Annotated in this window: 20 protein-coding genes and 1 pseudogene; 11 read left to right on the top strand and 10 right to left on the bottom strand. The window is 59.5% G+C overall.

The window, feature by feature from the left end; all coding sequences use genetic code 11:
• Positions 1–14: 14 nt before the first annotated feature.
• Positions 15–755 carry a pyruvate formate lyase 1-activating protein gene (gene pflA / locus ACMGGW_RS06905; protein WP_016928325.1) on the top strand — a complete coding sequence of 247 codons (741 nt, stop codon included), beginning with the start codon at positions 15–17 and terminating at the stop codon, positions 753–755.
• A 49-nt stretch (positions 756–804) separates the two neighbouring features.
• Here pflA and ACMGGW_RS06900 read toward each other — a convergent pair whose 3' ends face one another.
• Positions 805–1,956: an MFS transporter gene (locus ACMGGW_RS06900; protein WP_033637849.1), complete on the bottom strand. Its 1,152-nt coding sequence runs from the start codon at positions 1,954–1,956 to the stop codon at positions 805–807.
• A gap of 163 nt (positions 1,957–2,119) precedes the next feature.
• On the opposite strand from ACMGGW_RS06900, the gene ACMGGW_RS06895 reads away from it, so the two are divergent.
• Positions 2,120–2,485, top strand: a complete 366-nt coding sequence (locus tag ACMGGW_RS06895; protein WP_197832203.1) for a DUF1801 domain-containing protein — start codon at positions 2,120–2,122, stop codon at positions 2,483–2,485.
• A 51-nt stretch (positions 2,486–2,536) separates the two neighbouring features.
• Here ACMGGW_RS06895 and serS read toward each other — a convergent pair whose 3' ends face one another.
• The 5 genes from serS to lrp form a co-directional block, all read right to left on the bottom strand.
• Positions 2,537–3,829, bottom strand: coding sequence for a serine--tRNA ligase (gene serS / locus ACMGGW_RS06890; protein ID WP_197770825.1), 1,293 nt, complete (start codon positions 3,827–3,829; stop codon positions 2,537–2,539).
• Between the two features lie 109 nt (positions 3,830–3,938).
• Complete coding sequence (locus tag ACMGGW_RS06885; RefSeq protein ID WP_049204286.1) at positions 3,939–5,225, bottom strand: replication-associated recombination protein A; 1,287 nt, start codon at positions 5,223–5,225, stop codon at positions 3,939–3,941.
• Positions 5,226–5,292: 67 nt separating this feature from the next.
• Entirely contained in the window at positions 5,293–5,904 is a 612-nt protein-coding gene (lolA, locus tag ACMGGW_RS06880; protein WP_015377319.1) for an outer membrane lipoprotein chaperone LolA, read from the bottom strand.
• A 197-nt stretch (positions 5,905–6,101) separates the two neighbouring features.
• Complete coding sequence (locus ACMGGW_RS06875) at positions 6,102–9,761, bottom strand: DNA translocase FtsK 4TM domain-containing protein (RefSeq protein ID WP_197832204.1); 3,660 nt, start codon at positions 9,759–9,761, stop codon at positions 6,102–6,104.
• A gap of 120 nt (positions 9,762–9,881) precedes the next feature.
• Positions 9,882–10,376, bottom strand: coding sequence for a leucine-responsive transcriptional regulator Lrp (gene lrp / locus ACMGGW_RS06870; RefSeq protein WP_004928318.1), 495 nt, complete (start codon positions 10,374–10,376; stop codon positions 9,882–9,884).
• Between the two features lie 654 nt (positions 10,377–11,030).
• On the opposite strand from lrp, the gene trxB reads away from it, so the two are divergent.
• The 7 genes and pseudogenes from trxB (at position 11,031) to infA (ending at position 18,437) form a co-directional block, all read left to right on the top strand.
• A complete protein-coding gene (gene trxB / locus ACMGGW_RS06865; RefSeq protein WP_049204246.1) occupies positions 11,031–12,002 on the top strand; it encodes a thioredoxin-disulfide reductase in 972 nt (323 codons plus the stop codon).
• Positions 12,003–12,076: 74 nt separating this feature from the next.
• Positions 12,077–12,964 carry a LysR family transcriptional regulator gene (locus ACMGGW_RS06860; protein WP_025302266.1) on the top strand — a complete coding sequence of 296 codons (888 nt, stop codon included), beginning with the start codon at positions 12,077–12,079 and terminating at the stop codon, positions 12,962–12,964.
• 93 nt (positions 12,965–13,057) lie between these two features.
• Positions 13,058–13,675, top strand: coding sequence for a glutathione transferase GstA (gene gstA, locus ACMGGW_RS06855; RefSeq protein ID WP_049204244.1), 618 nt, complete (start codon positions 13,058–13,060; stop codon positions 13,673–13,675).
• Between the two features lie 175 nt (positions 13,676–13,850).
• On the top strand, positions 13,851–15,617 hold the full coding sequence (gene cydD, locus ACMGGW_RS06850) for a heme ABC transporter permease/ATP-binding protein CydD (RefSeq protein ID WP_060447477.1): 1,767 nt from the start codon (positions 13,851–13,853) through the stop codon (positions 15,615–15,617).
• Between the two features lie 2 nt (positions 15,618–15,619).
• Entirely contained in the window at positions 15,620–17,359 is a 1,740-nt protein-coding gene (gene cydC / locus ACMGGW_RS06845) for a heme ABC transporter ATP-binding protein/permease CydC (RefSeq protein WP_197832205.1), read from the top strand.
• A gap of 29 nt (positions 17,360–17,388) precedes the next feature.
• Positions 17,389–18,113 (top strand): annotated as a pseudogene (gene aat / locus ACMGGW_RS06840) (leucyl/phenylalanyl-tRNA--protein transferase).
• A gap of 105 nt (positions 18,114–18,218) precedes the next feature.
• Entirely contained in the window at positions 18,219–18,437 is a 219-nt protein-coding gene (infA, locus tag ACMGGW_RS06835; RefSeq protein ID WP_002211347.1) for a translation initiation factor IF-1, read from the top strand.
• Between the two features lie 205 nt (positions 18,438–18,642).
• Here the strand turns inward: infA and clpA are convergent, their stop codons facing one another.
• Positions 18,643–20,922 (bottom strand): ATP-dependent Clp protease ATP-binding subunit ClpA, encoded by a 2,280-nt coding sequence (clpA, locus tag ACMGGW_RS06830; RefSeq protein ID WP_025302261.1) that lies wholly within the window; start codon positions 20,920–20,922, stop codon positions 18,643–18,645.
• A gap of 27 nt (positions 20,923–20,949) precedes the next feature.
• The gene (clpS, locus tag ACMGGW_RS06825; RefSeq protein WP_004928347.1) at positions 20,950–21,270 is read right to left on the bottom strand and encodes an ATP-dependent Clp protease adapter ClpS; all 321 of its coding nucleotides are present in this window, start codon (positions 21,268–21,270) and stop codon (positions 20,950–20,952) included.
• 355 nt (positions 21,271–21,625) lie between these two features.
• Between clpS and cspD the strand changes: the two genes are divergently transcribed.
• Positions 21,626–21,847 (top strand): cold shock-like protein CspD, encoded by a 222-nt coding sequence (gene cspD, locus ACMGGW_RS06820; RefSeq protein WP_004928349.1) that lies wholly within the window; start codon positions 21,626–21,628, stop codon positions 21,845–21,847.
• An 87-nt stretch (positions 21,848–21,934) separates the two neighbouring features.
• On the opposite strand, the gene macB is transcribed toward cspD, so the two are convergent.
• Positions 21,935–23,881: a macrolide ABC transporter ATP-binding protein/permease MacB gene (gene macB / locus ACMGGW_RS06815; RefSeq protein WP_049204241.1), complete on the bottom strand. Its 1,947-nt coding sequence runs from the start codon at positions 23,879–23,881 to the stop codon at positions 21,935–21,937.
• Positions 23,881–24,990: a macrolide transporter subunit MacA gene (gene macA, locus ACMGGW_RS06810; RefSeq protein WP_141997704.1), complete on the bottom strand. Its 1,110-nt coding sequence runs from the start codon at positions 24,988–24,990 to the stop codon at positions 23,881–23,883. The genes macB and macA overlap by 1 nt, the downstream gene beginning before the upstream one ends.
• Positions 24,991–25,173: 183 nt before the next feature.
• Between macA and ACMGGW_RS06805 the strand changes: the two genes are divergently transcribed.
• Positions 25,174–26,151, top strand: coding sequence for an acyltransferase family protein (locus ACMGGW_RS06805; RefSeq protein WP_197832206.1), 978 nt, complete (start codon positions 25,174–25,176; stop codon positions 26,149–26,151).
• The last annotated feature ends 25 nt before the right edge of the window (positions 26,152–26,176 follow it).

Genomic DNA, 26,176 nt, shown 5'->3' with positions numbered 1-26,176 from the left:
GAGAAAACCCCGCAATGTCAGTAACTGGTCGCATCCACTCCTTCGAATCCTGCGGCACCGTCGATGGGCCCGGGATCCGCTTTATCGTCTTCTTCCAGGGCTGCCTGATGCGCTGCCTCTATTGCCATAACCGCGACACCTGGGACACCCACGGCGGCAAAGAAGTGACCGTCGAAGAGCTGATGAAAGACGCGGTGGCCTACCGCCACTTCATGAACGCTTCCGGTGGCGGCGTGACCGCGTCCGGCGGCGAGGCGATCCTGCAGGCTGAATTCGTGCGCGACTGGTTCCGCGCCTGCCATGCCGAAGGCATCAATACCTGCCTGGACACCAATGGCTTCGTGCGCCGCTACGATCCGGTGATCGACGAGTTGCTGGACACCACCGATCTGGTGATGCTGGATCTGAAACAGATGAACGACGATATCCACCAGAATCTGGTCGGCGTCTCCAACCACCGCACGTTGGAATTCGCCCGCTACCTGGCGAAACGTAACCAACGCACCTGGATCCGTTACGTGGTGGTGCCGGGCTGGTCAGATGATGACAAATCGGCACACCTGCTGGGCGAGTTCACCAAAGACATGACCAACATCGAGAAAATCGAGCTGCTGCCTTACCACGAGCTGGGCAAGCACAAATGGATAGCGATGGGGGAAGAGTACAAACTGGACGGCGTGCATCCGCCGAAGGCCGAGACCATGGATCGCGTCAAAGGCATCCTGGAAAGCTACGGTCACAAAGTGATTTACTGATTGGCGCACGCCAAAAGAAAAAACCGGCTCATGGCCGGTTTTTTTATGCTCAGGCGGCGGCGAACGGCGTGTGGTGGTGATCCGGCTTCTGCTTTTTCAGCAGCATCAGCAGGTAAACCAGCGCTACGGCGGCGATCATCACGAACAGCACACGGTCGGAGTAGTTTTGCATCAGCAGCGCCGTCATCGACGGGCCCAGCAGGCTGCCGATGGTGTAACTCATCAACAGCGCCTGGTTCATCGCCACCAACTCATGCGGCAGCGCCTTCTCGCAGGCCCAGGACATCGCCACCGGGTAAAGGGTAAAGCCGGCGCAGCCGAGGATGAACAGCGAGGGCGCCATGGCGTAGTTGCCGAGCATCGCCACGCTGGCGAGGATCACCACGAACACCTGAATGCGCAGCACCAGCAGGCGCCCGTAACGATCCGCCAAGCGCCCGACCGGCCATTGCCCGACGATGCCGGAGCTGACCAGCAGCGCCATCCAGTAACCGACGTTGGCGTCGCTCATACCCTGATGGGAGAGGTACAGCGGCATCAGACCATACAGAGAACCGAGCACGATGCCGGAAATGATGCAGCCGTTGATGCCGAGGCGTGCGCTGCGACGTCTTAACATTGTCCACACCGCCGCCTGCTGCGGCTCGTCTTCATGGCGGTTGACCCGCGCGAACAACATCGGCAGCATGGCGCTGATCACGATCGCGGTCACCCACGGCACCACGTGCAGCAATTCGGTCGAGGTCATGCTCAACAGCAATTGCCCGGTCACCGTACCGAGGTAATAGACAATCATATAGGCCGCCAGCAGCTGGCCGCGGTTGCTCAAATTGCCGCTGCGCAACAGCGCGCTCTCCACGATCACCCAGATCCAGGCGCAGCCGACGCCGGCGAAGAAACGCCAGCCCAGCCAGCTCCAAAAATCGATCGACAGCACCATGCCGGCGGTCGCGGCGGCGAACACCAGGCAAGAAAGATGATAGCTGCGGGTAAAACCGACGCGCTGGATCAGTTTGCCCGCCACCAACGTGCCCAACAGGTTACCGCTGAAATAAGAGGAGCTGACCATTCCCACCTGCCAGGTTGACAGCTGAGCATGGGTTAACCAAAGCGGCACTAACGTATTCAAAACGGCAATGGATACCGTGAGCAGCAAAAGGCCGCAGAGCAATAGGAGCACTGGGCGGGAGTATGCGGACATAGTGAAATTGTGACCGAACGCGCAATGAGAGTGCGCGCATCATGCCACTGGCGATAAAAAAGTCAATCGCCTCTTATCATTCCACCGCACGATTTGTTTCCGGCTAACCGGCTGAAAAAGCGCTATGCTCAGCGCAGAGCGGATTTAACGATGAGGAGGCAAGATGGAACACGCAAATGATGCGGCGGTAGAGGCCCTGCTGGCGGATATCGGCAGCACGCACGGCGAGCTGCTGGCCATTGTGCAGCAGGTGCGGCGGATTGCTGCGGCGAGCGGCAACGGCGTAACCGAATCGGTCAAATACGGCGGCATCATGTTCTCGCATAGCCAATTTTTCTGCGGCGTTTTCGCCTATCGCCACCACGTCACGGTGGAGTTCGGCCACGGCTACCGGATGGCAGACAGCCATCATCAGCTCGAAGGCAACGGCCAGTATCGGCGGCACATCAAGCTCCACTCGTCCGGCGAGGTGAAAAGCAAACATCTTGCGGACTACATTCAACAGGCTTACGCGCTGACGACAGACTGAATTCTCAACATAAAAAAAGCGCCCGCAGGCGCTTTTTTCGTGGTTTGCCGTTTAGCCGATATATTCCAGGCCGCCCATATAAGGACGCAACACTTCAGGCACCTGAATGCGACCGTCGGCCTGCTGGTAGTTTTCCAGCACCGCCACCAGCGTACGACCGACCGCCAGGCCGGAACCGTTCAGCGTGTGGACCAGACGCGGCTTCTTGTCGGCCTTGCTGCGGCAGCGAGCCTGCATGCGGCGCGCCTGGAAGTCCCACATGTTGGAGCAGGACGAGATCTCGCGGTAGGTGTTCTGCGCAGGCAGCCACACTTCCAGATCGTAGGTCTTGCAGGCGCCGAAGCCCATGTCGCCGGTGCACAGCAGCACCTTGCGGTAAGGCAGGTTCAGCAACTGCAGCACTTTTTCCGCGTGGCCGGTCAGCTCTTCCAGGGCATCCATCGAATCTTCCGGACGGACGATCTGCACCATTTCGACCTTGTCGAACTGGTGCATGCGGATCAAACCGCGGGTGTCACGGCCGTAAGAACCGGCTTCCGCACGGAAGCATGGCGTGTGCGCGGTCATCTTCAGCGGCAGAGATTCCTCTTCCACGATCTCGTCGCGCACCAGGTTGGTCAGCGGCACTTCCGCCGTTGGGATCAGCGCGTAGTTGCTGCTGTCGGCTTCTTCTTCCAGCGGACGGGTATGGAACAGGTCTTCGCCGAACTTCGGCAGTTGGCCGGTACCGTACAGCGTGGCGTGGTTGACCAGGTAAGGCACGTAGGCCTCCAGGTAGCCGTGCTGCTCGGTGTGCAGATCCAGCATGAACTGGGACAGCGCGCGGTGCATGCGGGCGATTTGCCCCTTCATGACCACGAAGCGCGAACCGGTCAGCTTAACCGCGGCGGCAAAATCCAGCCCGCCGGCCATTTCGCCCAGATCGACGTGATCGCGCACCGCGAAGTCGTACTGGCGCGGTTCGCCCCAGCGGGTGACTTCCAGGTTTTCACTGTCGTCTTTACCATCCGGCACGGCGTCGTCCGGCAGGTTAGGCAGCGTCAAGGCGTAATCGCGGATCTCGCTCTGCAGCGTGTCCAGCTCTGCCTTGGCGGCATCCAGCTTGTCACCCAGCTCGTTCACTTCGCGACGCAGCGGCTCGATGTCTTCCCCACGCGCTTTGGCCGCGCCGATGGATTTCGATCGGGAGTTTCGTTCCGCTTGCAGCGTTTCAGTTTCTACCTGCAGAACTTTGCGACGTTCTTCCTGCGAACGCAGCAGATCCAGATCGAGTTTAAAGCCTCGGCGAGCCAGTTTGACGGCGACTGCGTCTAGCTCATTACGCAGCAGATTGGGATCGAGCATGCTAATCCTGTGCTTGTTGTTATTGAAAGAAGTGTTGTTGTTCTATGCGGCTGATTTATAGCCGCATAAAAGAAGAGTGATACCCGCTAACCTTACCGCAACGGCCTCGCTAGCGGTAGCGTTTTGTCGGGCTATTTTGATCCTGCTCAGCCAGCCATGCCAACTTTTCGCCGATTTTCCCTTCAAGCCCACGCGAGGTCGGTTGATAGTAGCGTGTCTTGGCCATTTCGGGCGGGAAATAGTTCTCGCCGGCGGCGTAGGCGTTGGGTTCGTCGTGGGCGTAACGGTACTCCGCCCCCAGCCCCATCTCCTTCATCAGCTTGGTCGGCGCGTTGCGCAGGTGCTCCGGCACGTCATAATCGGCCTGCTCTTTGGCGTCGCGCATGGCGGCCTTGAACGCGGTGTAAACCGCGTTGCTCTTCGGCGCACAGGCCAGGTAAACAATCGCCTGCGCGATGGCGCGCTCGCCCTCTGCTGGCCCCACGCGGGTGAAACAATCCCAGGCGGCGATCGCCACCTGCATGCCGCGCGGATCGGCGTTGCCCACGTCTTCAGAGGCAATCGCCAACAGACGGCGCGCCACATAGAGCGGATCGCCGCCGGCGGTAATGATACGCGCATACCAGTACAGCGCGGCGTCCGGCGCCGAACCGCGCACTGATTTATGCAACGCGGAAATCAGGTCGTAATAACGGTCGCCCTTGTTGTCGAAGCGCGCACTGCGCTCGCCCGACACCTCCTTGAGCAGCTCCGGCGTCAGCACCCGCACGCCTTTGGCGTCGAGCTCCGCCATGTCTGCCATCATTTCCAGGCTGTTCAGCGCCCGGCGCGCATCGCCGCCCACCAACTCCGACAGCAGGCGGCGCGTTTCCGCGGGCAGCTCGACGTTCTGATTGCCAAAGCCGCGCGCCTTATCGCTCATCGCCTGATCCAGCACCTGGCCGATATCTTCGGCGGTCAGCGCCTTCAGCAGGTAAACGCGGGCGCGGGACAACAGCGCCGAGTTCAGCTCGAACGACGGATTTTCGGTAGTGGCGCCGATAAAGGTGATGGTGCCGTCTTCGATGTGCGGCAGGAAAGCGTCCTGCTGGCTCTTATTGAAGCGGTGCACTTCGTCGACGAACAGGATGGTGCGGCGGCCGGCGTCGCGATTTTGCCGCGCCCGCTCGATCGCCTCGCGGATCTCCTTGATACCGGAGGTCACGGCGGAGATCCGTTCGACATCCGCCTGACCGTAACGGCCGATCAGCTCTGCCAGCGTCGTCTTCCCGGTGCCCGGCGGCCCCCATAAAATCATCGAGTGCAGCTGCCCGGCCTCGATGGCGCGCGGCAGCGGCTTGCCGGCGGCCAGCAGGTGCTGCTGGCCGATATACTGCGCCAGCGTGGTCGGGCGCATACGCGCGGCCAGCGGCTGGAACTCGTTCTGGGAAAAATCGAGCGACAGATTATTACTCACTTGCACCTCACTGGCGCTGGTCGTCCAGCGTCACCCCCTTCGGCGGGGTAAATTTGAATTTGGCCGGATCGGCGGCAACGTTCTGCTGGCTTTTCAGCGTATAAGCACTACGCTGGCCATCCTGCTCCACCGCGGCAAAGCTGCGGATGGTGCCGCTGTTGGTCACGCTGATGGCGAATTGCTTCAGGTTGCCGCTGGCGGATTTTGGCGTCAATTCGAAATCATCGCCCTTTTGCTTCACGTTGTACTGCTTCCAGTCGCTGGCGTTATTGCGGGTGATCAGCATAAACGGCGTATTGCCGGTGGCGTTCTTCAGCCAGGTCGCCGTCACCTGCTCGACGAACGGGTTGTAGAACCACAGGGTCTGGCCATCGGAAACCAGCACGCTCTCATCGGGTGACGTCATGTGCCAGTTGAACAGGTTCGGCCGCTTCACCCACAGCTCGCCTTCACCCTGTTGCACCGCGGCGCCTTCAGCGCTGGTCACGGTTTGCGAGAAGCTGGCGTGGAAACTGTTCACCTTCGCCAGGCGACTTTGTAGATCCTGTGCGGCATCGGCCAGCACGGAGGTAGAAGCGAATCCCGAAAGCAGACAGCAGGCAACTAACAGTTTTTTCATTATTCCAGATACCTTATGAAATGCGTTAACCGCAGGGCGACGCCGTGCGGGTCAATCAACCCTTTACTCCGTTACTTTACCTGAAGCCGGCGATCGGCCGGTAGGCCAATGTTCCGAGAAGAAACGGGTTTACGCTTCTTTGCACAAGGGCCGCTTAAGCGGCCCTTTCTTATTGAATTACAATGGCTAAGCGAGCATCAATCGTGCCGCGGCGGCGCCAGCACCTCGCGGTTGCCGTTGTGCCCCTGCTCGCTGACGATGCCCTGCGCCTCCATCTGTTCGATGATGCGCGCGGCGCGGTTATAGCCGATGCGGAACTGGCGCTGTACGCCGGAGATGGAGGCGCGGCGTTTATCCACCACGAAATCCACCGCCTGGTCAAACAACGGATCCAGCTCTTCGTCGCCGTCCATCCCGCCACCGGCACCGCCCTCGCCATCTTCGCCGCCGCTGAGAATGCCCTCTTTATATTGGGGCCGCTCGCGCGCTTTCCAATCCTTGACCACCGCGTGCACTTCCTGATCGCGCACGAATGCGCCATGTACACGCACCGGGATCGAGGAGTTCGGCGCCAGATAGAGCATGTCACCCATACCCAGCAAGGACTCGGCGCCCCCCTGATCGAGGATGGTGCGGGAGTCGATCTTGCTCGACACGGTAAAGGCGATACGCGTCGGAATGTTGGCCTTGATAAGACCTGTGATCACATCCACCGAAGGACGCTGGGTCGCCAGCACCAGGTGGATACCCGCCGCACGCGCTTTTTGCGCCAGGCGAGCGATCAACTCTTCAACCTTCTTGCCAACCGTCATGATCAGGTCGGCGAATTCGTCGACCATCACCACGATGTACGGCTCTTTCTCCAACACCGGCGGCGTGATGTCCATGCTGTCGGTCGGTTTCCAGAACGGATCCGGGATCGGACGCCCCATCGCTTCGGCCTGATCGACACGCTCGTTGTAGCCGGCCAGGTTACGCACGCCCAGGGCAGACATCAGTTTGTAGCGGCGTTCCATCTCACCCACGCACCAGCGCAGCGCGTTGGCGGCGTCTTTCATGTCGGTGACCACATCGGTCAACAGGTGCGGAATACCTTCGTAAACCGACAGCTCCAGCATTTTCGGGTCGATCATGATAAAGCGCACTTCTTTCGGCGTGGCTTTATACAGGATGCTCAGGATCATGGCGTTGACCCCGACCGACTTACCGGAACCGGTGGTACCGGCGACCAGCAAGTGCGGCATTTTGCCCAGATCGGCCACCACCGGTTCGCCGGAGATGTCCTTACCCAATACGATGGACAGCGGCGACGGGTTGTCGCGGAAGGCCGGGCAGTCCAGCACTTCGCGCAGGTACACCGTTTGACGCTTGGCGTTCGGCAGCTCCAGACCGACGTAAGGCTTACCGGGGATCACTTCCACCACGCGCACCGCCGAAGTCGACAGCGAGCGCGCCAGATCGCGCGACAGGTTGGAAATGCGCGCCGCTTTAACGCCCGGCGCCAGATCCAGCTCGAAGCGGGTGATGACCGGCCCCGGCAGGATATCCACCACGTCGGCTTTTACGCGGTAATCGGCCAAACTGGCCTCCACCAAGCGCGCTTTCTGTTCCAGCGCGAAGGAGTCGACCGGCTCCACCTCTTTCGGCGCTTCGGTCAGCAGATCCAGCGTCGGCAGTGGCGTGGTCGGCTTCTGCAGCGGCTGATCGTTGCGCATCAGGAACGGGTGAATCAGGCTGTCCATCGCCGGGTGCGGCTCAGCCGGAGCTTGCTGAGGCTGCTGCTGCACCGGTTGCTGTGGCTGCTGATATTGCTGCTGCGACGGCTGTTGATACTGCTGTTGTTGCTGCGGCTGCTGATAAGATTGCTGCTGCGGCTGTTGGTATTGTTGCGGCTGCGCATGCGGTTGCTGGGCAGCCGGCGCCGCAGGCTCAAACTGGCCAAACGGCACGTCGTCCTCTTGCTCGCTTTGCTGTTCAATGCGCTCTTCAAGCTGTGGGGACAGCGTGAACATCGGCTCGCTCGGGCCATCGTCCACTAAATCCGCCATCGGCGAGAAGCTGAAAGCATTACGGGTATCGACCGGGCTGGCGGCCGGCGCCTGCGGGGCAGTCTCTTGCTGACCATAACGCGCCTGCTGCTGCTCGGCGAAAGCCTGACGCAGCGCAGCCTCTTGCCGCGCCTCTTCATCGTCCTGTTGGACTTCACCGTAACGTTGGTTCTGTTGTTCGGCGAACGCTTTACTCAGCTCGGCTTCCTGCTGAGCCTGTTCATCATCCTGCTCCGGCGCGTAGCTTTCGCCATAGCGCTGGCTTTGCTGTTCGGCGAACGCCTGGCGCAGCGCGGCTTCTTGCTGCGCCTCTTCTTCCTGCGGATTTATCGCCGTCGGCTGTTGAGGCTCCGCCTGGCGCTGTTCCTGTTCGGCAGCACGCTGCGAAGGCAGCTTGATGCCGTAGGAAGCCAGCTCACGACGGGTCGGAATACGCACCGGATTCGGCCGCGGCAACTCAGGGCCGATACCCTGTTTAACCTGAGAATTGCCGTCGCTGGTCGCCGTGAAGGCCGGCATAAAGGTCGCCGCCGCGGCGCCCGCAGCGGCAGCGGCTGCCGTATCCAGTTGTGGCTTGGCGCCGGTGGCGCTGAAACCACCTGCTCCGCTGACGTCGGCACTGTCGCGCTGCGCGGCGGTAAAATCAAAGGGAGAACGCGCTGTCGGCTGCGGGGCCGGCTCTTGCCAATTGCCCAGGCGCGGCTCATCGTCATCCTGATAAGGATCGACAGGGCGCGTCGCCTTAGGCGCTGGTGTTTCTTCCGGGATTTCGAAGGAATACAGCGGCGGCGTGGCGTCTTGCGCCGGGGTGCTCACCGGGTGCTGATTGACCGAGGCCGGCGCGGCCGGCGCCACCGTTACCGACGGCGCCTGTGTGGCGATCGGCGCGGCAACGGGCTCGTGGATCTCTGCCTTCACCGCTGGTGCAGGCGAAGCCGCCGGCGCGATTGGCGCGGCGTCGGCTTCAACCTCACTATCGTCGGCTCGCAGGCCGCTGAGCAACGGATCGGCGGCGTCTTCCCCCGCCTCTTTGGCGCTTTCGGTGACCGAGGGTGCGGAGAACAGCACGTCGTCATCGGCAGCCGCGGCTCCGGCGGCGGTCGCCGCAACCGCTGCAGCGGCGCCCTTCCCTGCCTGCTCAGGCTCGTCGTCAACGTAACGCTCGTCATCCTCGAAATAGCGATCTTCGCGGCGTGAGCGATTGGTCATCACCGTCGCGACGCCCAACACCGCACCGCCGATCTTCTCGGCGATCACCAGCCAGGACCAGCCGGTAAACAGCGTCAGCCCCGCCGCCCACACGCACAGCAGCGCCAGCGTAGCGCCGATGCCGTTGAACCACGGCAACATGGCGTTGCTCAGCAGGCTGCCGATCACGCCGCCGGAAGCGAAGTAATAGAGATCGTCAACGTTCAGCGCCGCCAACCCGCAGGAGGTAAGCACTAACGCCAAGGTACCGATCAGGCGCAGGGAGAGCGCGAAATAGTCGACGTAGTCTTTGTTGCCGCGTTGGCGATAGGCTGCCCAGCACAGGATCAGCATGATCGGCGGTATCGCGTAGGCGAGCACCCCGAAGGTGAAGAACAGCGTGTCGGCCAACCAGGCCCCAACACCGCCGCCCAAATTGTGAATCGGCTCATGCCACGCGGTCTGCGACCAGCTTGGGTCAGACGGATTGAAACTGACCAACGCAGCCATGAGGTAAACGGCAAAAATCGCTACCACGATAAGCGCAGCCTCCAGCAAACGCCGGCCACTGCTGAGTCTTTTCAGGGTAACTTCTTTATCTTCTGTATATTCCTGGCTCAAGAAAGGCTCTCCAGGTTCCTGTTAGCTGACATAGCAACAGCGCCGAGAAGCTTCCCCGGCGCCGAAACTGTATGAATAAACAGGAGTGTAACCAATTTAATCAGGTTTTGCACCTGCACCTTACCGTGTTTTGATAACCAGACGGTTACTCTGTTTCACTTCTTCCATCACTACGTAGGTACGGGTGTCGTTAACCCCCGGCAAACGCAGCAAGGTTTCGCCCAGCAGTTTGCGGTACGCCGACATGTCCGGTACGCGGGTTTTCAACAGGTAGTCGAAATCACCGGAAACCAGATGACACTCCTGAATCTCTTCAAGCTTCTGCACTGCCGAGTTGAATTGCTCAAACACATCCGGCGCGCCACGGTTCAGCGTGATCTCCACGAAAACCAGCAGGGACGCATCCAGATAATGCGGGTTAAGCAATGCGGTATAGCCATGAATGAAACCCTGGCGCTCGAGACGGCGCACGCGTTCTAAACATGGTGTCGGGGATAACCCCACGCGCTTCGAAAGCTCGACGTTCGAAATACGCCCATCCTTCTGCAGCTCATTCAGGATGTTGCGGTCGATACGGTCGAGATCTTTACCCGGGCGTTTCTTGTTGTCTGCCATTATTATTGTCTCTCTTATTTTCTTCCGTGCACTTGCCACACCCTAGCCAACGTCAATGTGTAAGGGTTCGTTCCAAGCGAAGACCCGATGCCTGTCATATGCTTCTTCACTACCATCATTCCACGCCGCGCAGCCTGTCTGTCCAACCCCGCGCGACGCCGGCAACGACGTTTAGGTCGAGAAAAAATCAGCAAACGCTTGCGCGCCCTGCTCCGCACATCCACCGCGCATTGCCGCCTCGCGGCGCAAATACGTACGATTTGCTGGTGTTACGGGGATAATTTCTTCTTCCTATGATGTTTTCGCAAATGCGCAGCGGATTGTCAAAGTAAAAGAAGCAAAATCAGAACAACGTACCGTCATGAAAAGTCTGCATCCCATTTTTGGTTATGAATCGCTGGCAGATAAACCCCGGTAGGGAGCGGCTGAAGTCGCAGAATGCGCCGTTTTTGCGCGGTTGGCGATTCGGTAGCCGAATGCGGCTTTGATAAGGTAAATTTCTGCGTTCGGCGTACGATTTGCCGACAGCGGGCGCATTAATAGGCGACAACTATCATACAAATCGTTAACAACGTCGCCCGGCGCTTTTTTTACTGCGCCATTTTCCCTACAATCGGCTTCATTGTCCGCCATTGTGGAATAAAGAGGTTATTCATGGGCACGGCTAAACATAGCAAATTACTGATTCTGGGCTCCGGCCCGGCCGGTTACACCGCCGCCGTCTACGCGGCGCGCGCCAACCTGAGCCCGGTGCTGATCACCGGTCTGGAGCAAGGCGGCCAGCTGACCACCACTACCGAAGTGGAAAACTGGCCGGGCGACGCCGAAGGCCTGACCGGTCCGGCGCTGATGGAGCGCATGCGCGAACACGCGGAGAAGTTCCAGACTGAGATCGTCTTCGATCATATCAACAGCGTCGATCTGCAGCAGCGCCCGTTTCGCCTGTTCGGCGACAGCGGCGAATACAGCTGCGACGCGCTGATCATTGCGACCGGTGCCTCCGCCCGCTACCTTGGCCTGCCTTCCGAAGACGCCTTCAAGGGCAAAGGCGTTTCCGCCTGTGCGACCTGCGACGGTTTCTTCTACCGTAACCAGAAAGTCGCCGTGGTCGGCGGCGGCAACACTGCCGTTGAAGAAGCGCTGTACCTGTCCAACATCGCCGCCGAGGTTCACCTGATCCACCGCCGCGACAGCTTCCGTTCAGAGAAGATCCTGATCGACCGGCTGATGGAAAAAGTGAAAAGCGGCAACATCGTGCTGCACACCGACCATACGCTGGACGAAGTGCTGGGCGATGAAATGGGCGTGACCGGCGTGCGTATCCGCAGCACCAAAGCGGAAAACGAAACCCGTGAACTGGAACTGGCCGGCGTGTTCATCGCCATCGGCCACAGCCCGAACACCGGCATCTTCGGCGGCCAACTGGAGCTGGAAAACGGCTACATCAAGGTGCAGTCCGGCATTCACGGCAATGCGACCCAAACCACCATCCCCGGCGTCTTCGCCGCTGGCGACGTGATGGATCACATCTACCGTCAGGCAATCACCTCCGCCGGCACCGGCTGTATGGCGGCGCTGGACGCAGAGCGTTACCTGGACGGCATCGCCGGCGCAGAAGTCTGCTAAGACGTTCTCTTCATCAGCAAAAAGCGGCTCTCGAGCCGCTTTTTTTGTCTTCAGCCCCAGGAGGATGCACGCCGATGCATAATCTTCTTCACTGGCGCCTGCTGGTTGCCGTCGCCGACAACGGCACCATCACTCAGGCTGCGGCGCTCTGCGGCATGACGCAGTCTGCCGCCAGCCAGGCCATCGCTCAACTGGAGACGATGCTGAGCACCCGGCTTTTGGTGCGCCAGCCACACAATGTCGTCCTGACCCAAAGCGGCCTACAGATCGTCGCCCATGCCCGCACGATGTTGGAAGGACTGCGGGCCATTCAACAATGCGCGCAGCAAGCCGGTAACGCGCACGCGGGCAAAATACGCCTGGCCAGTTTCCCGTCGGCATTTAGCACGCTGTTGCCGCCGCTGCTGCGCAAGTTTCGTCGTCTGTATCCCGACATTGAGCTGATTACGCTCGAGGGCACCGACCACGAAGTGGAGAGCTGGTTAACATCGGCAACGGCAGACATCGGCGTGGTGCTCAATCCGGCACCGGAGCGGCTGTGTTTCCCTTTGGGGGAAGACACCTGGTTGGCGGTCGTGCCCAGCGCGCACCCGCTGGCGCGAGCGCGGCGGCCGGTGGCGCTGGATGCCCTGTTCCGGCTGCCTTTCATCCTGGCGACCGGCGGATGTGATGTGAATGCGCAAAGTTTGGCGCAGCAGTCGGGCCTGGCACTGGCCGATATCCGCGCCACTGTCAGCGATTGGCAAACGGCGTTGACGCTGGTCAGAGAAGGCACGGGCGTTGCGCTGATGCCCGCGTCGGTGATCCCGCCCGATGCGCTCGGAGTTTGCGCTCTACCGCTCGTTGCGCCGGTTTATCGTCGTTTCGGCCTGGCCTGCTCATCCGAGGCGGCGGCCCTACCGCCCGTCCAAACCCTGCTGAATTATCTGCGCGAACAGGAGCAAACCCTGGCCAGTCGCTGAGCTAATAGCGGCTTTCTGAAATTTCCATTTTCCCGCCGACATCCGCGTCGGCATGCTGTGGCAAGCGTTCTCATTGACCCACAAGGAAATAGCATGAAGCTGTATTTTGCTCCCGATGCCTGCTCGCTGGCCCCACATATCGTCCTGCGGGAATTAGCGATCCCTTTCACCCTGGTCAGGGTAAACAATCGCAGCAAGCGCTGCGCCGACGGTGAGGATTTCTATCGCATCAACCCAAAAGGTTACGTCGCCGCCCTGCAGCTGGACGACGGCAACGTGATCACCGAAGGCCCCGCCATCGTTCAATACCTCGCCGACCAGCGCCCAGAGAGCCGGCTGGCACCGCCACCGACGGCCTTTGAGCGGGTAAGGCTGCAGGAATGGCTTAATTTCATCACCAGCGAGATCCATGCCGGTGCCGCCCCCTTGTTCAATGATGCCCTGCCCGAAGATGCCAAGGCGTTGCTGCGCGACAAGTTGAGACGGCGATTGGGTTATCTCGCGCAAGCGTTGGCACAACAAACTTACCTATTGGGAACGTATTTCAGCGTCGCTGACGCTTATCTGTTTACCGTGTTGCGCTGGATGGCGCGCTTCGAGATTTCGCTGAGCGAGTGGCCACCGCTCCAGCATTATGTGACGCGGATCGCAGAGCGAGCGTCGGTGCGCGCCGCTCTGGAAGCCGAGGCCACGAGTGAGCAAGTCAAATAGTCGGTAACGCGTCTGTTATAGCCACATTTGGCCGCTTTATTATTTTCAGTCTGCCGGGTGACGAGGTAACATGGGACCTCGCTTGTTTGTCGCCGATTGCGCCAAACACTATTATTTAACAGTACGTTAACCCAGCCTGTAACAAACGGGCACCGGCGACGCAGACGCATATCTGATGAAAAAAAACAGACAGCAACAGTTAACCCGTTGGCTTAAAACCCAGAGTTCGTTGGCGCAGCGTTGGCTGCGCCTTTCCATGCTGTTGGGGCTGTTCAGCGGCCTGCTGATCGTGGCGCAGGCGTGGCTGTTGGCCAGCCTGCTGCACGCCCTGATCATCGAACATACCCCGCGCGAACAGCTGATCCCTTCGTTTATCTGGCTGGCCGTCGCGTTCGCATTGCGGGCGCTGTTGAGCTGGCTGCGGGAACGGGTCGGTTTCCTGTGTGGCCAGGTGATCCGTCAGCGCATGCGCCAGCAGGTGCTGGATAAACTGCAGCAGCTCGGCCCGGCCTGGATCCAGGGCAAACCGGCGGGCAGTTGGGCCAGCATCATCGTCGAGCAGATCGAGGATATGCAGGACTATTACTCGCGCTATCTGCCGCAGATGTATCTGGCAGTCTTCATCCCGCTGCTGATCCTGATCGCCGTCTTCCCGATCAATTGGGCCGCAGGCATCATTTTGCTGGCGACCGCGCCGCTGATCCCGCTGTTCATGGCGCTGGTCGGCATGGGAGCCGCCGATGCCAACCGCCGCAACTTCGTGGCGCTGGCGCGATTGAGCGGCAACTTCCTCGACCGCCTGCGCGGCCTGGACACCCTGCGGTTGTTCGACCGCGCGCAGGCCGAAACGGCGCAGATCGCCAAATCCTCCGAAGACTTCCGCAGCCGCACCATGGAAGTGCTGCGTATGGCCTTCCTCTCTTCCGGCGTGCTGGAGTTCTTCGCTTCGATTTCCATCGCCGTGGTGGCGGTGTACTTCGGCTTTTCTTACCTCGGCGAACTCAACTTCGGCAGCTACGGCCTCGGCGTAACGCTGTTTTCCGGTTTTCTGGTGCTGATTCTGGCGCCGGAGTTTTTCCAACCGCTGCGCGATCTCGGCACCTTCTACCATGCCAAGGCGCAGGCGGTCGGCGCGGCGGAAGCGCTGGAAACCTTCCTCAGCGCCGAAGGCGAGCAGATGGGCAACGGCACGCGGCAACTGCCCGCCGATCAACCGCTGACGCTGCAGGCGAACGCATTGGAAATCCTGTCGCCGAACGGCGTACTGCTGGCCGGGCCGCTGAGTTTCACCCTGCTACCGCAGCAGCGCGTAGCGCTGGTCGGGCTGAGCGGCGCCGGCAAAAGCTCGCTGCTCAATCTGCTGCTCGGCTTCCTGCCCTACCGCGGCTCGTTGACCGTCAACGGCATCGAGCTGCGTGAACTGTCCGCAGAAAACTGGAGGCAACAGCTGAGCTGGGTCGGTCAGAACCCGCACCTGCCGGCGCAAACCTTGCGCGCCAATATCCTGCTGGGCTGCCCGCAGGCCGACGAAGCGCAGCTGCAGCAGGCGGTGGAACTCGCCTACGTCAGCGAACTGTTGCCGTATCTGCCGCAGGGGCTCGACACCGAAGTGGGCGACAACGCCGCCCGCCTGTCGGTCGGCCAGGCGCAGCGCGTGGCGGTCGCCCGGGCGCTGATCGGCCCGCGCCGCTTGCTGCTGCTGGATGAACCGGCCGCCAGTCTCGATGCCCACAGCGAACAACGGGTGATGCAGGCGTTGAATGCCGCTTCGCATCAGCAAACCACCCTACTGGTCACGCACCAGTTGGAAGACACCGAAGACTACGATCAGATCTGGGTGATGGATAACGGGCGCATCGTGCAACAGGGCGATTACGCCACCCTCAGCGCCCAGCCGGGCCTGTTCGCCACTCTGATCGCCCATCGCCGCGGGGAGCTTTAATCATGCGCGTTTTGCTGCCGTTTTTGGCGTTGTATCGCCGCCATAGCCTGCTGATTAGCCTGGGCATCCTTTTGGCGATCGTCACCCTGCTGGCCAGCATCGGCCTGCTGGCGCTTTCCGGCTGGTTCCTGGCCGCCTCTTCGCTGGCCGGATTGGCGGGCCTGCTGACCTTCAACTACATGCTGCCGGCCGCCGGCGTGCGCGGCGCGGCGATCTTCCGCACCGCCGGGCGCTACGCCGAGCGCGTGGTCAGCCACGACGCCACCTTCCGCGTGCTGTCGCACTTGCGAGTGTTCACCTTCAGCAAGATCCTGCCGTTGGCGCCGGGCGGCATCGCTCGCTTTCGCCAGGCCGACCTGCTCAACCGCCTGGTGGCGGACGTGGACACGCTGGATCACCTTTATCTGCGGGTGATCTCGCCGCTGATCAGCGCGGCGGTGGTGATCCTGGTGGTCACCTACGGCCTGAGCTGGCTGGATCCTGCGCTCGCCCTGACGTTGGGTGGCATTCTGTTGCTGCTGTTGCTGCTGGTGCCGCCGGTGTTCTACCGCGCCGGCAAACCGATCGGCGGCCAACTCACCGCGCTGCGCGGCCAATACCGTACCGACCTAACCGCCTGGCTGCAGGGGCAGGCAGAGCTGGTGGTGTTCGGTGCCGTCAACGACTTCCGCCAGACGCTGAACGCCACCGAACAGCGGTGGCAACGCCGCCAGTGGCAGCAGGCCTCGCTGAGCGGCAAGGCGCAGGCGCTGATGATTCTCGCCAGCGGTCTGACGGTGACGCTGCTGCTGTGGCTGACCGCCGCCGGCATCGGCGGCGATACCCAGCCCGGAGCCCTGATCGCGCTGTTTGTCTTCGCCGCACTGGCGTCGTTCGAAGCGCTGATGCCGGTCGCCGGTGCCTTCCAGCACCTCGGCCAGGTGATCGCCTCCGCCACGCGGGTCAAACAGATCATCGATCGTCAGCCGGAGGTCACCTTCCCTGCCGTCGGCCCGGCCGCGGCCGATCGCGCTCAGCTCAGCCTGCAGCAGCTGAGTTTCACCTATCCCGATCAGCCGCAGCCGGTGCTGCGCGACGTCACGCTCGAGGTCGCGGCCGGCGAACACATCGCCTTGCTCGGCCGCACCGGCTGCGGCAAGTCCACCCTGCTGCAGCTGCTGACCCGCGCCTGGCGCACCGACGGCGGCAAAATTCTGCTCAACGGCGAACCGCTGGAGGATTATGATGAAACCACGCTGCGTCGGATGACCACGGTCGTCAGCCAGCGAGTGCATATCTTCAGCGATACGCTGCGGGAAAACCTGCGGTTGGCCGCACCGAATGCCGACGACGCTCGCCTGAGTGACGTACTGCAGCAGGTTGGGCTGGGCAAATTGCTGGACAGCGACGGCGGGCTGAACGCCTGGTTGGGCGAAGGCGGCCGGCAGCTGTCCGGCGGCGAACAGCGCCGACTGGGTATCGCCCGCGCGCTGCTGCATTCGGCCCCGCTGCTGCTGCTTGACGAACCGACCGAAGGGCTGGACGCCGAAACCGAACAGCAGATCCTGGCGCTGCTGCGCCGGCATTGTCAGGGCAAGACGCTGATCCTGGTGACGCACCGTTTGTACGGCCTGGAACATCTCGACCGCATTTGCGTAATGGATGACGGCCAAATTGTCGAACAGGGCGATCACGCCACCCTGATGCGCCAGCAGGGCCGCTATGCACGCTTTCGCAACCGTATCAGCAACCTGGCGCCGTAATCGGCCCGTAGAGGACGCAGAGACCTTGTATGCGCATCGTTAAGCTTTCCCCCAGTCGCTGGCGTTTCCCTCGCCTGAGGGCGCCCTGCGCGATCCCAACGGCCTGCTGGCGATCGGCGGCGACCTCACGGCGCCGCGACTGTTGGCAGCCTACGAGCGCGGCATCTTCCCCTGGTACTCGCCGGGGGAAGCGATTCTGTGGTGGTCACCCGATCCGCGTGCGGTGCTGTTCCCTGCCGAGTTTCATCTCAACCGCAGTCTGAAACGCTTTTTGCGCCACGATCCGTTTCGCATCACGCTCAATCACGATTTCGCCGCGGTGATCGCCGCCTGCGCCCACCGGCCGGATGAAGGCACCTGGATCGGCCCGGAGGTACAGCGTGCCTATCAGCATCTGCATCGCCTCGGCTACGCACACTCGGTGGAAGTATGGCAGGATGATCAACTGGTCGGCGGCATGTACGGCGTGGCGCAGGGCGCGTTGTTCTGCGGCGAATCGATGTTCAGCCGCGTCACCAACGCCTCAAAATGCGCATTGATGGCCTTTTGCCGCCATTTTGCCGCTTATGGCGGGGAATTGATTGACTGCCAGGTGCTGAACGCTCACACTGCCCGCCTTGGCGCGCGTGAAATTCCGCGCCGTCAATTTTTGCAGCAGCTCAGCACCCTTCAACGGCGGCCTTTGACGTCGGCGTGCTGGGCGCCGCAAGTCATATCCCCACAGCCGGTTGAACCGCCCTCTCCAGTAAACTAATTGATGGAAACGGTGCAATGTTCACCGACACATCTTTACATAATGGGGGTTTTTCGGCATTATCTTGCCGGTTAAAAACTAAGGTAGTTAGACCTAGAGGATTCGATGGCCAAAGAAGACAATATTGAAATGCAGGGCACCGTTCTTGATACGCTGCCGAACACCATGTTCCGCGTTGAATTGGAAAACGGGCACGTGGTAACCGCACACATCTCCGGTAAAATGCGTAAAAACTATATCCGCATCCTGACGGGCGACAAAGTCACTGTAGAGCTGACCCCGTACGACCTGAGCAAAGGCCGCATTGTCTTCCGTAGCCGTTAATCGGCTCACCGCGCGCCACATGCTGGCGGCATCGAGGATGTAATCCCTCGGGAGCCCTTTCCGTTTACCCCCGCAGCGACGTTACACAACGGGTTGCAGGTGCGCAGGTAAACTGAGAGGGCTCACTCGTTTCTGTTGTACGGTGAATCTCACCCATAAAAAAAAGCGATGCCGAAGCATCGCTTTTTCTTTGCCTGAAGCGGCCTTAATGCACCGCACCCTCGTCCGCCTTGCGCTTGGCGGCACTGAGGAAGTGGTAGGTCAGCTGTTTCTTGTCCTTGTCCAGCTCGACCTTCACGGAACCGCCGTCCACCAGCGAACCGAACAGCAGCTCGTTGGCCAACGGTTTCTTCAGGTTTTCCTGCATGACGCGCGCCATCGGACGAGCGCCCATCGCACGGTCGTAGCCCTTCACCGACAGCCAGTCGCGTGCTTCGTCGCTCACTTCCAGCGAGACGCCCTTCGCATCCAGCTGCGCCTGCAGTTCGACGATAAACTTGTCGACCACCTGCTGGATCACCTCGGTAGACAGATGGTTGAACCAGATGATGTTGTCCAGACGGTTGCGGAACTCTGGCGTAAACACCTTCTTGATCTCTTCCATCGCGTCGGTGCTGTTGTCCTGCTGCACCAGGCCGATCGATTTGCGTTCGGTTTCCCGCACCCCGGCGTTGGTGGTCATCACCAGGATCACATTGCGGAAGTCCGCCTTGCGGCCGTTGTTGTCGGTCAGCGTGCCGTTGTCCATCACCTGCAGCAGCAGGTTGAACACGTCCGGGTGCGCCTTCTCGATCTCATCGAGCAGCACTACCGCATGCGGATGCTTGATCACCGCATCGGTCAGCAGCCCGCCCTGATCGTAACCGACATAGCCCGGAGGCGCGCCGATCAGACGGCTGACGGTATGCCGCTCCATGTACTCGGACATGTCGAAACGCAGCAGCTCGATATCCATCGCCTTGGCCAGCTGTACGGTGACCTCGGTTTTCCCGACCCCGGTCGGCCCGGCGAACAGGAAGGAACCGACCGGCTTGCGTTCGTGGCCCAGACCGGCGCGGCTCATCTTGATGGCTTCCGTCAGCGCTTCGATCGCCTGATCCTGACCGAATACCAGCATCTTCAAGCGATCGCCCAGGTTTCTCAGCACGTCGCGATCGCTGGCCGACACGGTTTTCTCCGGGATACGAGCGATGCGCGCCACCACGGATTCGATATCGGCCACGTTGACGGTTTTCTTGCGCTTGCTGGCCGGCATCAGTCGGCTGCGGGCGCCCGCCTCGTCGATCACGTCGATCGCTTTGTCCGGCAGATGACGATCGTTGATGTATTTCACCGACAGCTCCACCGCGGCGCGGATCGCCTTGGCGGTATAACGCACGTCGTGATGCGCTTCATATTTGGTCTTCAGGCCGTTGATGATCTGAACGGTCTCTTCCGCCGTCGGTTCGGTGATATCGATCTTCTGGAAACGGCGCGCCAAAGCGCGATCCTTTTCGAAGATGTTGCTGAACTCCTGGTAGGTGGTCGAGCCGATCACCCGGATCTTGCCGCTCGACAGCAGCGGTTTGATCAGGTTGGCGGCATCCACTTGCCCGCCGGAAGCCGCACCGGCACCGATGATGGTGTGAATTTCATCGATGAACAGGATGCTGTTCTGATCCTGTTCCAGCTGCTTGAGCAGCGCCTTGAAGCGTTTCTCGAAGTCGCCGCGGTATTTGGTGCCGGCCAGCAGTGAACCGATATCCAGCGAATACAGCGTGCAGTCCGCCATCACTTCCGGCACGTCGCCCTGCACGATACGCCAGGCCAGGCCTTCGGCGATGGCGGTCTTGCCCACGCCGGATTCGCCGACCAACAGCGGGTTGTTTTTACGACGGCGGCACAGCACCTGAATCGCGCGCTCCAGCTCACGATCGCGGCCGATCAACGGATCGATGCCGCCCACACGGGCCAACTGATTGAGGTTGGTGGTGAAGTTTTCCATACGGTCTTCCCCTCCGGACTGCTCTTCGTTCACCGGGTTTTCCGCATTCGGCGCTTGGCCCGGCTCGTCTTTACGCGTGCCATGTGAAATGAAGTTCACCACGTCGAGACGGCTGACGTCGTGTTTGCGCAGCAGATAGGCCGCCTGCGACTCCTGCTCGCTGAAGATGGCCACCAACACGTTGGCGCCGGACACTTCGCTGCGGCCGGAAGATTGCACATGGAAGACCGCGCGCTGCAGCACGCGCTGGAAGCTGAGCGTCGGCTGAGTGTCGCGCTCTTCTTCGCCGGCGGGCAGCGTCGGTGTGGTTTGTTCGATGAAGGCTTCCAGCTCCTGGCGCAACGCGGCCAGATCCACCGTACATGCCTCAAGCGCTTCTCGCGCGGCAGGGTTGCTCAGCAACGCCAGCAACAGGTGCTCCACGGTCATAAACTCGTGTCTGTGCTCACGCGCCCTGGCGAAAGCCATGTTGAGACTGAGTTCCAGTTCTTGATTGAGCATAAGCACCTCCCCAATAGATTGCCTTATTCAGGCTTTTTCCAGCGTACAAAGCAACGGATGCTCGTTCTCCCTTGCGTACCGGTTCACATGGACGACTTTGGTTTCCGCCACCTCGGCGGTAAAAACACCACAGATCGCCTTGCCTTGATAGTGGACCGTGAGCATCAGTTGCGTTGCGCGTTCAATATCATAAGAAAAGAACTTTTGCAGAACGTCAATCACAAATTCCATCGGTGTGTAATCGTCGTTGTTAAGTATAACTTTATACATAGACGGCGGTTTTACCGCATCGATTTGTTTTTCTTCGGCCAAGTGTTCAAAATTTAGCCAGTCGTTGTTATTGCCCATCGCTGCTCATCTTCTCTGCTCTGCCCTCTGATATGGGGGCAGGTTTCGGTTATTCAAAGTGGGGATAGTTACTATTTTATCATCTTCGGCATCGTCCCGCCGCACTGTAACGTGCGCAAAAAAACGGGCCAATTGTGACTGAATCGTGGCAATAGCGTTACCTGCTTCAAACTTTGGTGAACTGCTCCCCGCCGACAAAAGCCGATCCCTTGACGCCCCGATCATTTGCTCTAGAGTGTAAATTCGTGGCTGGTGGTCTTTTAACCACCCCTTGTCCACCCTGCTACCCGCCTACGGCGGGTGCGAATTCAGTTATTCATCTCACTTAAAATAGCGTTGCGAGGGATGTAAAAGCATGGAGACGGGTACTGTTAAATGGTTTAACAACGCCAAAGGCTTTGGCTTCATCTGCCCAGCCGGCGGTGGCGAAGATATTTTCGCGCATTACTCCACCATCAAGATGGATGGTTACAGAACGTTGAAGGCAGGCCAGCAGGTCAGCTTCGACGTGCATCAAGGGCCAAAAGGGAACCATGCCAGTCTTATTGTGCCGGTGGAAAGCGAGGCGCTGTCCTAAACGCTTCCGGCAGCGTCGCGCTGCATTGACCCTGACTGCGATAAAAATGCCAGCCGCCGTGTGACTGGCATTTTTTATGCCTTTTACTTACTCGCGCGCCAGCGCATCGATCGGATTCAGCCGCGCGGCATTGCGCGCCGGCAGATAGCCGAACACCACGCCGATACCGGTGGAACAGAGGAACGCGCTCAGCAACGCCGCCGGCGGGAAGCTGATCTGCCAGCCCGGCAATACCAGCTGCACCGCCAGGCCGATGGCGAACGACAGCGTAATCCCCAGCGCGCCCCCCACCAGGCAGACCAACACCGCCTCGATCAAGAACTGTTGCAACACGTCGCCGGAACGGGCGCCCACCGCCATGCGGATGCCAATCTCGCGCGTGCGCTCGGTCACCGACACCAGCATGATGTTCATCACGCCGATGCCGCCGACCACCAGCGAAATCACCGCCACCAGCGTCAGGAACAGCTGCAGCGTGCGGGTGGTTTTCTCTGCGGTTTGCACCAGGCTGTCCATGTTATAGGTGAAGAAGTCCTTTTTGCCGTGGCGCAGCGTCAACAGGCGTGACAGCTGCTGTTCCGCTTCCTTGCTGTCGTAGCCGTCGCGAATGCGCACGGTGATCGAGTCGAAATAATTGTTGCCCATCAGCCGGTTGGCCATGGTGCTGTAAGGCACCCACACGTTCAGCGTCTTGCTGCTGCCGAACATCGACTGCTTCTCTTTAGCCACGCCGACCACCGTCGCCGGCATGTTGCCCACCAGGATCACCTCGCCCACCACGTTTTTCTGGTGAGGGAACAGCCGCCGTTGGGTATTGGCGTCGATCACCACCGTCTGCGCCTGTGACTGCACCTGCATCGGATCGATGCCGACGCCCTGGGTAAAGCTCATACCGTACACGCGGAAGAACTGTTCGCTGACGCCGTTGACATTGGCCGCCGCGTCGACGTTACCCAGCCGCAGCCGCATGCTGCTGCTGATGCTCGGCGACAGCGCGCTGATATACGGCTGTTCGCGCAGCGCATCGAGATCGCCGTATTTCAGCGATTGCCTGTAGGTTGGATCGTCGTCGCCGAAGTCCTTGCCGGGGTAAATGTCGACGGTGTTGGTGCCGATCGATTTGATGTCCGCCAGCACCATCTGCTTGGCGGCGTCGCCGATCACCAGGATCGATACCACCGAGGCGATGCCGATAATGATGCCGAGCATGGTCAGCGCGGTGCGCATCTTGTTGGCCGCCATCGCACGCCAGGCCATCACCAACGCTTCGCGAAAGCGGCCGCCCATCTGCCGCCAGGAAGGCGCCGCGGCGGCCAGCGCCAGCGGCTTGGCCTGGGTATCCTCCGGCGGCGCCGGACGCGAGTCGGCAATGATTTCGCCGTCGCGGATCTCGATGATCCGTTCAGCCTGGCGCGCCACCGCTGGATCGTGGGTCACCAGGATCACCGTGTGGCCCTGGGCGCACAGCTGTTTGAGGATCGCCATCACCTCTTCGCCGGAGTGGCTGTCGAGCGCGCCGGTCGGTTCATCCGCCAGGATCACCTGCCCGCCGTTCATCAACGCGCGGGCGATACTGACGCGCTGCTGCTGGCCGCCGGAAAGCTGGCTCGGCCGGTAGTTAACGCGCTCCCCCAGCCCCAGGCGCCGCAACAGCGCCTCCGCCCGTTCGCGCCGCGCCGCTTTGCCCAGCCCCGCGTACACCGCCGGCACCTCGACGTTATGCGCCGCACTCAGGTGCGGCAGCAGATGATAACGCTGGAAAATAAAGCCAAAATGTTCGCGCCGCAGCTGCGCCAGCGCATCGTCGCTCAGCGTCGCCACATCCTGTCCGGCCACCCGATAGACCCCGGCGCTCGGCTTGTCCAGACAGCCCAGAATGTTCATCAGCGTCGATTTGCCGGAGCCGGAGGCCCCCATGATCGCCACCATTTCCCCGGCGTCGATGCTCAGACTGATCCCCTTCAGCACCTCCACCGTCTGCTCGCCGGAACGGTAGCTGCGGCGAATGCCGCTCAGCTGTAACAGCGCCGCCATCAGCCGGCCTCCACGCCGCCGCGGCTGACAATCACCTCATCGCCCGCCTCAAGCCCGCTGAGGATTTGCACATCGATATTGTTGCGCAGACCGATAGCCACCTCACGCTTCTCTTCCTTGCCCTGTTTCAGCACCGAGACGTGGTAGCGATTGTCGGCGATCTGGTCACCCAACGCCGCCAGCGGGATCACCAGCGCCTGCTCGACGCCGGCCAGCTGAATATGCACCTGCGCCGTCATTTGCAAGCGCAGCAGCCTTTCCGGGTTGGGCACTTCGAAACGCGCATAATAGAAGATGGCATTATTGACCTTTTCCGGCGTCGGCTGAATGTCTTTCAGCACGCCGTCGAAGCGCCGAGTCGGATCGCCCAGCACCGTGAACCAGGCCTTCTGACCCGGCTTGAGGTTAATGACGTCAGCCTCCGAGACCTGCGCCTTCACCAGCATGGTGCCGAGATCCGCCAACGTCAGAATGTTCGGCGCCTGTTGCGCCGCGATCACCGTCTGGCCCTGCAGCGTGGTGATCTGCACCACGTCGCCATCCATCGGGGCTTCGATGCGGGTGTAGGCCAGGTTGATCTTGGCGGTATCCAGGCTGGCCTGGTTGCGGGCGATCTGCGCATTGATGGTGCCCACCTGCGCTTTCTTCACCGCCAGCTGCGTCGCTGCCTGATCCAGATCCTGACGCGATACCGCCTGCAGTTTGGCCAGTGCCTGGTTGCGCTGCAGCGTGACCGCCGCCAATTGCTGCTCGGCCTGTGCCTGCAGCAGCTGCGCATGCAGCTCGCGCAGCGTCGCCTCGCCTTCGCGAATGCTGTTCTGCGCCTGTTGCGGATCGATAACCCCCAGCAACTGGCCTTTTTTCACCTTGTCGCCGATCTCGACATACAACTTTTCCAACTGCCCGCTGACCTGCGCGCCGACGTCAACCTTGCGCACCGCGTCCAGCTGGCCGGTCGCCAACACGTTCTGCTGCAGATCGCGCTTGGTGACCTTTACCGTTTTGAAATCGGTTGGCGCCGGATGGCGGAAGTGCCAAACGGCCGCCGCGGCAACAAGCAGCAACACACAAGTCAAGACTCTGTATACCTTGTTTACAACACGCCCCATATGCCCCCAACGAATTGAAATTTAAACAAAAAAAGAAAGAAGATCGTCAAAAGAGATATTATTATCTCTGTTCTCAACATACTTACAACAAACTTCTGTTTTAAGGACTAAAATTTGTAGCGCGAATTTAGAAAGTTACTTTATCATTGGACTTACAATATAGTGTTAACTGAGGGGTAATACATGCGAGATGAATCACTCGATTCAATCAGAGGGCTGGCGATAATTTTTGTTGTCTTAGGCCATGTAAGTAATTTGCCAGATGAAATTAAAAAAGCCATCTATTTATTCCATATGCCACTTTTCTTCATTGTTTCGGGATATCTTTTTAGCATAAAAAAATCACGCGATAACCTCCCAGGATATATAAAGTCGAAGTTTCGAAGACTGGTCATTCCTGCATGGTTCATGGGAGCTATTTGCGGCTTACCCTTTATTGTACTGTTAGCGCTGGGTAAAATACAATTCAGTGAATTTTTATTTAAAGCCCAAGGAACATTTTTAGGATACCCTACCGCCGATCATACATTCAATTGCACTCCAATTTGGTTTTTGTTTTCTATATTTATAACAGAACTGATATCGGCTTTTTTTTCAAAGACAAATGTGTCATTCATTTATCTATCCATCCTATCGCTCGCTTTCATTATAATAACATCAAATAGTTTTACGTTCATACCGTTTAACGCCTTTGTCTCCATATCATCATTGTTTTTCTTTTGCATTGGAATTTTAATTAAAGGAAGTATTTACAATGTTATTAAATCGAAGAAGCCATTAGCAATCCCATTATTTATCGCTTTCATCATGTGCTTCTCACTGAGCAGTCAGGCTGTTGACATGTCAGCAAACCAATATGGAGAAGGCTACACAATCATATTAAATATCCTTGGCTCTTTAGCAGGAGCCACATTTATCATATCTATTTCCGGGTTTATAACCAACAAGGTATTAATCTGGTTTGGTAAAAATACTTTACCTATAGTGGGCTTTAATTATTTTGCCAACTCCATAGTTACTAAAGCGTTAGAAAAAATCAGTGTAAATAATTTCATTTTCAGCTTTGTCATTCAAGTTATCTTGCTAGTTGCTGTTATACACGTTGTAAAGAAATTAAAATACACATCCTTTGTCATTTACCCTAAAAAAACAAACAGTTAGATTCCTCCCCCCATGTTTGAGATAT

Source organism: Serratia sp. BNK-4 (assembly GCF_048685115.1).
Lineage (GTDB): Bacteria > Pseudomonadota > Gammaproteobacteria > Enterobacterales > Enterobacteriaceae > Serratia > Serratia bockelmannii.
Note: the sequence above shows the minus strand (reverse complement) of the source record. Positions and strands in the feature narration are given on the sequence as shown.

Coding starts and splice junctions, on each gene's coding strand:
- pflA (WP_016928325.1), top strand. CDS start 15: ATGTCAGTAACTGGTCGCATCCACTCCTTCGAATCCTGCGGCACCGTC.
- ACMGGW_RS06900 (WP_033637849.1), bottom strand. CDS start 1,956: ATGTCCGCATACTCCCGCCCAGTGCTCCTATTGCTCTGCGGCCTTTTG.
- ACMGGW_RS06895 (WP_197832203.1), top strand. CDS start 2,120: ATGGAACACGCAAATGATGCGGCGGTAGAGGCCCTGCTGGCGGATATC.
- serS (WP_197770825.1), bottom strand. CDS start 3,829: ATGCTCGATCCCAATCTGCTGCGTAATGAGCTAGACGCAGTCGCCGTC.
- ACMGGW_RS06885 (WP_049204286.1), bottom strand. CDS start 5,225: ATGCGCCCGACCACGCTGGCGCAGTATATCGGCCAGCAGCACCTGCTG.
- lolA (WP_015377319.1), bottom strand. CDS start 5,904: ATGAAAAAACTGTTAGTTGCCTGCTGTCTGCTTTCGGGATTCGCTTCT.
- lrp (WP_004928318.1), bottom strand. CDS start 10,376: ATGGCAGACAACAAGAAACGCCCGGGTAAAGATCTCGACCGTATCGAC.
- trxB (WP_049204246.1), top strand. CDS start 11,031: ATGGGCACGGCTAAACATAGCAAATTACTGATTCTGGGCTCCGGCCCG.
- ACMGGW_RS06860 (WP_025302266.1), top strand. CDS start 12,077: ATGCATAATCTTCTTCACTGGCGCCTGCTGGTTGCCGTCGCCGACAAC.
- gstA (WP_049204244.1), top strand. CDS start 13,058: ATGAAGCTGTATTTTGCTCCCGATGCCTGCTCGCTGGCCCCACATATC.
- cydD (WP_060447477.1), top strand. CDS start 13,851: ATGAAAAAAAACAGACAGCAACAGTTAACCCGTTGGCTTAAAACCCAG.
- cydC (WP_197832205.1), top strand. CDS start 15,620: ATGCGCGTTTTGCTGCCGTTTTTGGCGTTGTATCGCCGCCATAGCCTG.
- infA (WP_002211347.1), top strand. CDS start 18,219: ATGGCCAAAGAAGACAATATTGAAATGCAGGGCACCGTTCTTGATACG.
- clpA (WP_025302261.1), bottom strand. CDS start 20,922: ATGCTCAATCAAGAACTGGAACTCAGTCTCAACATGGCTTTCGCCAGG.
- clpS (WP_004928347.1), bottom strand. CDS start 21,270: ATGGGCAATAACAACGACTGGCTAAATTTTGAACACTTGGCCGAAGAA.
- cspD (WP_004928349.1), top strand. CDS start 21,626: ATGGAGACGGGTACTGTTAAATGGTTTAACAACGCCAAAGGCTTTGGC.
- macB (WP_049204241.1), bottom strand. CDS start 23,881: ATGGCGGCGCTGTTACAGCTGAGCGGCATTCGCCGCAGCTACCGTTCC.
- macA (WP_141997704.1), bottom strand. CDS start 24,990: ATGGGGCGTGTTGTAAACAAGGTATACAGAGTCTTGACTTGTGTGTTG.
- ACMGGW_RS06805 (WP_197832206.1), top strand. CDS start 25,174: ATGCGAGATGAATCACTCGATTCAATCAGAGGGCTGGCGATAATTTTT.